The organism is Ammoniphilus sp. CFH 90114, assembly GCF_004123195.1.
In the GTDB taxonomy this organism is placed as follows: domain Bacteria; phylum Bacillota; class Bacilli; order Aneurinibacillales; family RAOX-1; genus YIM-78166.
The window spans coordinates 21464-27608 of the sequence record NZ_SDLI01000026.1; the positions used below are offsets into that span (position 1 = coordinate 21464).

5 protein-coding genes are annotated in these 6145 nt (G+C 43.0%); 4 read left to right on the forward strand and 1 reads right to left on the reverse strand.

The genetic code is table 11. The features are described 5' to 3' along the window. Positions 1 to 11: 11 nt before the first annotated feature. A complete protein-coding gene (locus EIZ39_RS25010) occupies positions 12 to 1823 on the forward strand; it encodes a helicase-related protein (RefSeq protein WP_164985331.1) in 1812 nt (603 codons plus the stop codon). A 122-nt stretch (positions 1824 to 1945) separates the two neighbouring features. After that, the gene (locus EIZ39_RS25015; RefSeq protein WP_240675940.1) at positions 1946 to 2620 is read left to right on the forward strand and encodes a YwaF family protein; all 675 of its coding nucleotides are present in this window, start codon (positions 1946 to 1948) and stop codon (positions 2618 to 2620) included. A gap of 33 nt (positions 2621 to 2653) precedes the next feature. On the opposite strand, the gene EIZ39_RS25020 is transcribed toward EIZ39_RS25015, so the two are convergent. Beyond that, positions 2654 to 2968: a hypothetical protein gene (locus EIZ39_RS25020; protein ID WP_164985332.1), complete on the reverse strand. Its 315-nt coding sequence runs from the start codon at positions 2966 to 2968 to the stop codon at positions 2654 to 2656. Between the two features lie 331 nt (positions 2969 to 3299). On the opposite strand from EIZ39_RS25020, the gene EIZ39_RS25025 reads away from it, so the two are divergent. Together EIZ39_RS25025 and EIZ39_RS25030 are read left to right on the forward strand one after the other, a co-directional pair. Continuing rightward, a complete protein-coding gene (locus EIZ39_RS25025; RefSeq protein WP_129204088.1) occupies positions 3300 to 3944 on the forward strand; it encodes a hypothetical protein in 645 nt (214 codons plus the stop codon). A 283-nt stretch (positions 3945 to 4227) separates the two neighbouring features. Beyond that, complete coding sequence (locus tag EIZ39_RS25030; protein WP_129204090.1) at positions 4228 to 5643, forward strand: amidase; 1416 nt, start codon at positions 4228 to 4230, stop codon at positions 5641 to 5643. Positions 5644 to 6145: the final 502 nt, after the last annotated feature.

The following is a 6145-nucleotide window of genomic DNA, read 5'->3' on the forward strand; positions in this document are numbered from 1 at the left end:
GAGATATGACTATGTCTCTAACCCAATTAGCTAAAAAGATGGAACAAGTTGAATCTAAATTTCTCATCTCAGCTGAGGGCAAAGTTCAATCTGTTCAACACGCTCTAAAGCGGGAAGGGGCACTTCGTGTAGCGATCCAAAGCCTGTCGACATGGATCGCTCAAGTAAAGAAAAACAGTGGAAGCGAACATGAGCTATATATGCAGGGTCAATCCCTTCGGGAGAGACTTAAACTTAAGCTAAAAGAGTCTTCCGCTGTCATATTAGAATCAGTAAATCAACAATATCAAACAAATTTAACCGTAGAGCAAGTAATCGAAAATAATGATTGGTATTATTATCATTACGGTATAATGAAAACCCTACAACAATCTGGAATTCTCAATGATTTATTCCAGGAATTGTTAACTGACATTATCCCTCCACACCCTAAAGATGAATATCCGTTAACCCGTGCCCATCGGCGTTCCTTTATCATTCATGCCGGTTCAACCAACTCGGGAAAAACGCATCAATCTCTTGAAGAATTAAAAAAGAGTCCAAAAGGCATTTACCTTTCGCCTTTACGTTTACTTGCCCTTGAAGTATATGAAAGATTAAACGAAGAAGGAGTACCTTGTGACCTCTTGACTGGAGAGGAGATGATCCATGCAGCAGGAGCAAAACATACCTCTTGTACGATTGAAAAGGCAAGCTACGACGAAGTATATGACGTGGCCGTAATTGATGAGGGACAGATGATCGGCGACTCACAACGAGGATATGCTTGGACGAGAGCCCTCCTAGGGCTTAGAGCCCGAGAGATCCACGTCTGTTGCGCAAGGGAAGCCGTACCTTTAATTAAACAGCTGCTTGCTGATTGTAAGGATCATGTGGAAGTGGTTCAACACGAGAGACAGACCCCTTTATTATTTCAAGATCACCCTTTCAGGTTTCCACAGGATGTCATGAAAGGAGATGCCTTCATTGTTTTCTCTAGAAAACAGGCTTTACAGGTTGCATCTCAATTGACGCAAGCGCAATGGAGCTCAAGTATTATTTATGGGAATCTGCCTCCGGAAACGAGAAGAAAGCAAGTCGGTCTTTTTCTAGAAGGTGAAACCCAAGTCATTGTATCGACAGACGCGATTGGGATGGGGATGAACCTGCCCATTAGAAGAATTGTCTTTCTCGAAACCGAGAAGTTTGATGGGACCCAGGTACGCGAGTTATTACCACAAGAAATTAAACAAATTTCCGGGCGAGCTGGCCGGAAGGGAATATACGAAAGAGGTTATGTAAATTCAATCCGAGATAAGGCAAAGATTAAGCAAAAACTTGAGATGCAGGATCAGCCCTTGCAGGCTGCCTTCATTGCACCTCACGATACAACGATCCTTAGCTTGCCATTTGGAAGCCTGTCTGAACGTCTAAAGGCATGGACAAATTACGAAATCCAAGTTCCATACTTCCAAAAGGCTGATATCACTGAGACATTAGAATTACTTGATTTAGCCAGCATGTACGAACAGGTACTGCCACTTGATGTGCTTTATAATGCCGTTACCATTCCCTTCAATTATCAGGATAAAGAATTACTCAGTCAGTGGTTTATTTATCTAGATTGCTTGAAGATTAATCGAATCAACTTACCTAAACCCAAAAAGCGCGGCAACCATCTAAGTGCACTTGAAACGTATTACAGGGCTATAGGTCTGTATTATTCCTTTTCTAGTAACTTCGGATTACCTTATGACTGGAGATGGATCAAAAAAGAAAGAAGATACACGTCAGAACAGATCCATGAACTGTTAAAACAACAGCTACAACCAGCTTATGTATAGACAGACACCAACCTAGCGCTTTCGTGTTAGGTTGGTTTTTTCTGCAAAATACTTATCGAAAGGAGGGAAACACACTGTTCGCCGATTTCTTTTCAGGGACCTACACGGGTGACGCCTTTTCCATGTTTTCCATGTCCCATTGGACCGTTCTGTTCGGTTTTTTTGCACTTATATTGCTTTTATACAGATATCGAGATGAGATTAACAAGTCTTCGAAGGCATATTCATTGATTCGCTATGGGTTAGCCGTCATTTTAATTCTTACGGAGCTAACACTGAACATTTGGTATTACGCTAATGCCATCTGGGATCCCGGTTCCACACTGCCTTTTCAGTTATGCAGTATCACGTTATTCCTTTGCATTTTTATGCTATTTACTAAGAGTTACAAGCTCTATGAGATCGCTTATTTCACAGGCCTAGGTGGGGCAGGTCAGGCGATGTTAACACCTGAATTGTTTTATCCGTTTCCTCATTATCGTTTTTTGCATTTTTTTATTGCGCATATGGCCATCATCTTAGCTTGTCTGTTCATGACCTGGGTAGAAGGCTACCGACCAACATGGAAGTCTATTTGGAAAACCTTCGGATTGCTCAATGTTTATATGGTGGTGGTCTTTGGAATCAACAAATGGACAGGGGGGAATTACTTATTCTTAGCTTATAAACCAGCGAATCCCAGCCTGCTCGATTTTCTTGGTCCGTACCCATGGTATATTGTTTCGCTTGAATTTGTCGCTTTAGCTCTCTTTTTCCTTTTATATGCCCCATTTTTGTTCAGGAGAAAATCCGTATGACCTTAAAGGACGCTGGTTTCCATTACAGCGTCTTTACGTTTGTTCCCCACTCAATTGATAAGGCTCATGGAGTTCAGCCAACTGCTCATCCCACTCCTGAATTAATCGGCCAATGGAGGAGGAATAAATGTGCACTTCGGTTCCCCACGTAGGGGAGAACGTCCCTACCGCTAACCACAATTCTTGAGTAGAGGGATGGATAAAGTAGTTTCCCTCGTTAAAGTCGGCTCCTCGTTCAACCCAACCTTTTCGATGAGGCTCATTCGGTAATGTTTCAATAAGTCGTTGCTTTTTCTTCTGTAACAGAAGACGTTCTTTCTCAATCTCCCAATCTTCTTTCGCATGCATATCTTTCTTTAAACCTCCACTTATTTTACTTTCCATTTAGTATGGCAAATTAGATTGCAAATTCATACATCTTTTTGTAAAATTTGTCTAGATTTTTTTGCATTCGTTGCATCTGACGTTTAGGTTTCGCTAACATGTTTTACAATAGATCTAAGGTCATTGTTCCTAAGCCCATGAATAAAACGAAGACCATTTCGACGAGAAACATATACAATAAGAATTTCAACAATTTCATCATCCTCCGATTCTATCACTCTATTAATCTATGATTATGTATGGATAGGGTTCTGTTAGAACCATCTGAGAAAATATACTGAGGGAGGCCATTCTTATGAAAACAGAGCAGTGGATTACAGAGATGGAGCGAGCACTCCAAGGAATTAATGGAAACGAGTTTTTAGCACTGCTAAAACCGAATCACCAATTAATGAAATCCATCACGGAACATTTTGCGGTCGAGTACGCCAAAAAAAGGTTAGGCCAGTCCTTAAATGAGGATATGTATAATGAAGGGTTAAATCCTTCAGACTCCACGCAAATAATGGCGTTGATCAAGAGAAACAAAGAACAATATCGGACCAGACTGCTTCCGCTTGAAGCCGATGGGCCAGTTACGGGTTTAGCCTTTGCAAACCACCCCGCTTTTCCAGAACTGATTGAAATATTGACAAAAACGGAGAATGTAAACCGTTCTAACGTAAGTGCCGTACTCGTTGTAGCCTCAAGAAGAAGCCCAAGGCTAGCGGAAGTTGTAAGCCTTATTCAGGAAAACTATGAACAGGATATGGAGAAGATTAGTCACTTCTTTAAGCAATATTTCGAGGCAGTGAAAGGGTGGAAGTTTAACAAAATGAACCGTAAAGAAAGCGAAGGTAATGTTAATGCCATTACTAAACTCACTGACCAATTGGCCTGCTGGATTTTGCTAGATGAGGAGAAGGAAGCAAGTAAAATGTTGATGGAGGTTGGGAAATAACCTCCTTATTTTGCGATCTTGGCTTTTCTTTTAAATTTCCGTCTGATCAAGTGTGCCTTTACTTTAAGATATAAGTTTTCTGCATAGTATCCTATGATGATGCCTAGAAGGAATATTACGCCCGAGTACAGGAAGAAGAATTGGATTGATTCTGACATTTTACGATTCACCTCCAATAATCATCCTTGCCCGTTGAGGTAAGAAGTAAACTCTAGAGGATTTTTTCTATTCAAGAGCGAATTAAAACAAAATAAGTGAAACTATCAAATTTGAGGAGATTCAGATGAAAAAAAACCTAACTGAAATACTAGGTTGGAACCTTGAAAAGGTATCCCACCTAATAAAAAACAAGGACATTTCCCCCGTCGAATTGGTGGAAGCCGCCCTCCAGAGAATTGACGAGGTCAACCCGAAGTTGAATGCATTTATTACCATACTCCATGACCAAGCGCTCAAACAAGCAAAGGTGATGGAACAAGAGCTGGTTCAAGGAAAGTGGAGAGGACCTCTTCATGGGATTCCCGTCGGATTAAAGGACTTAATTTATACAAAGGGCATACGGACCACCATGGCTTCAGGCATATATAAAGATTACATTCCGGAATACAGTGCAACCGTTGCAGAAAGCTTAGAGCGTGCGGGTACCGTTCTATTAGGAAAGCTTAATACTCACGAATTTGCCTATGGACCTTCGGGAGACGTTTCGTATTTTGGCCCTGTACGCAACCCTTATGATCTTAATCGTATTACAGGAGGATCAAGCAGCGGTTCGGGAGCTGCCGTCTCAACCGGAATGTGCTTTGCTGCATTAGGAACGGACACAGGCGGTTCGGTCCGCATTCCTTCTTCAGCTTGCGGGATTATTGGAATGAAGCCCACCTTTGGACGCGTAAGCAAGCATGGCGTCTATCCCCTTGGATATACCTTAGACCATGTGGGGCCGATGACGAGGAGTGTTAAAGATAATGCCATGCTGCTGAACCTCTTGGCCGGATATGATCCGAATGATCCTTATTCCCTAGAGCAATCTGCCGAGGACTTCACACGTCAATTGGGGATGGATATTTCTGGTTTAGTTATTGGACGTCCCGACAGTTACTTCTATGATCATCTGGAGGATGAAGTGAGAGAGGCCTTAGACCGTGCGGGACAAGTCTTCGAGCGACTAGGCGCTTCCGTTCGAGAAGTCCAGATCGATCTTTCTCAAGCCGCTTGGGCTCAGCTTATCACCGTTCGTGGGGAATCCTATGCCATCCATGAAAATCACATGGACGCCAATCTAGACGAATTGCAGCCAGAGGTAAGATCTCGCCTAGAAGCAAGCAAGGATACATCCGCTTATGAGTATGTAAAAGCCCAACAAGAACGGTTAAAAATTCGCCAATCCTTCCTGGATGCTCTCCGTCAAGTAGACGTGATTTTGGCGCCGACTCTTGCTATTCTACCGCCCGTTATCGGCCAGCGTGAGAGTAATATCAACGGTCATATCGAGCCGACCTTTGCTTCCCTGCTTCGATTGAACGGACCAGCGAACTCCACAGGTCTGCCAAGTCTTTCCATGCCATGCGGGTTATCGAAGAACGGACTGCCAATTGGTATGCAGCTAATCGGGAAGCCACTTGACGAAGCAACCATCTATCGTTTTGCCAGTGCATTTGAAGAAGAAGAGCAGTTCTCTACATTAAAATGGGAAATCTAGGGTAAGGCTACATGGATGCGATGATTGAGGGGGGAGCTCTCTAAAGCGCATGGTTGATACCCCGAAAATCGAGTTGGGCGGATTTCAGGGCGTCAATGCGCTCGGTTGATGCCCCGAAAATCGAGTTGGGCAGATTTCAGGGTGTCAAAGTGCCCGATTGATGCCCCGAAATCCCAGACGGACCCATTTCAGGGTGTCAATGCGCACGGTTGGAAACGTCTGCATTCCCTTGGTCCTGGTTTTTCTGAACTCTCGACGCTGTTGAGCTTAAGGAAGTAGTAGCTAGCGTAGTTTTAAGCTTAATTGTAATAACTACATCTTCGTGAGAATCACAACTTAATTCGTGAGAATAACCACTAAATTCATGAGTTTTCTTAAATGTTTCGTGAGTTCCGGATCAGTTCATGCACCAAAAGCGGTCTTAAGCTCCCAAATCATCCCAAAACGGCTCGTTCCGATGCAAGTTTGACCAGAATTCTCTAAAGCCCCCTAACAGGATTGG

Coding starts and splice junctions, on each gene's coding strand:
- EIZ39_RS25010 (WP_164985331.1), top strand. CDS start 12: ATGTCTCTAACCCAATTAGCTAAAAAGATGGAACAAGTTGAATCTAAA.
- EIZ39_RS25015 (WP_240675940.1), top strand. CDS start 1,946: ATGTTTTCCATGTCCCATTGGACCGTTCTGTTCGGTTTTTTTGCACTT.
- EIZ39_RS25020 (WP_164985332.1), bottom strand. CDS start 2,968: ATGCATGCGAAAGAAGATTGGGAGATTGAGAAAGAACGTCTTCTGTTA.
- EIZ39_RS25025 (WP_129204088.1), top strand. CDS start 3,300: ATGAAAACAGAGCAGTGGATTACAGAGATGGAGCGAGCACTCCAAGGA.
- EIZ39_RS25030 (WP_129204090.1), top strand. CDS start 4,228: ATGAAAAAAAACCTAACTGAAATACTAGGTTGGAACCTTGAAAAGGTA.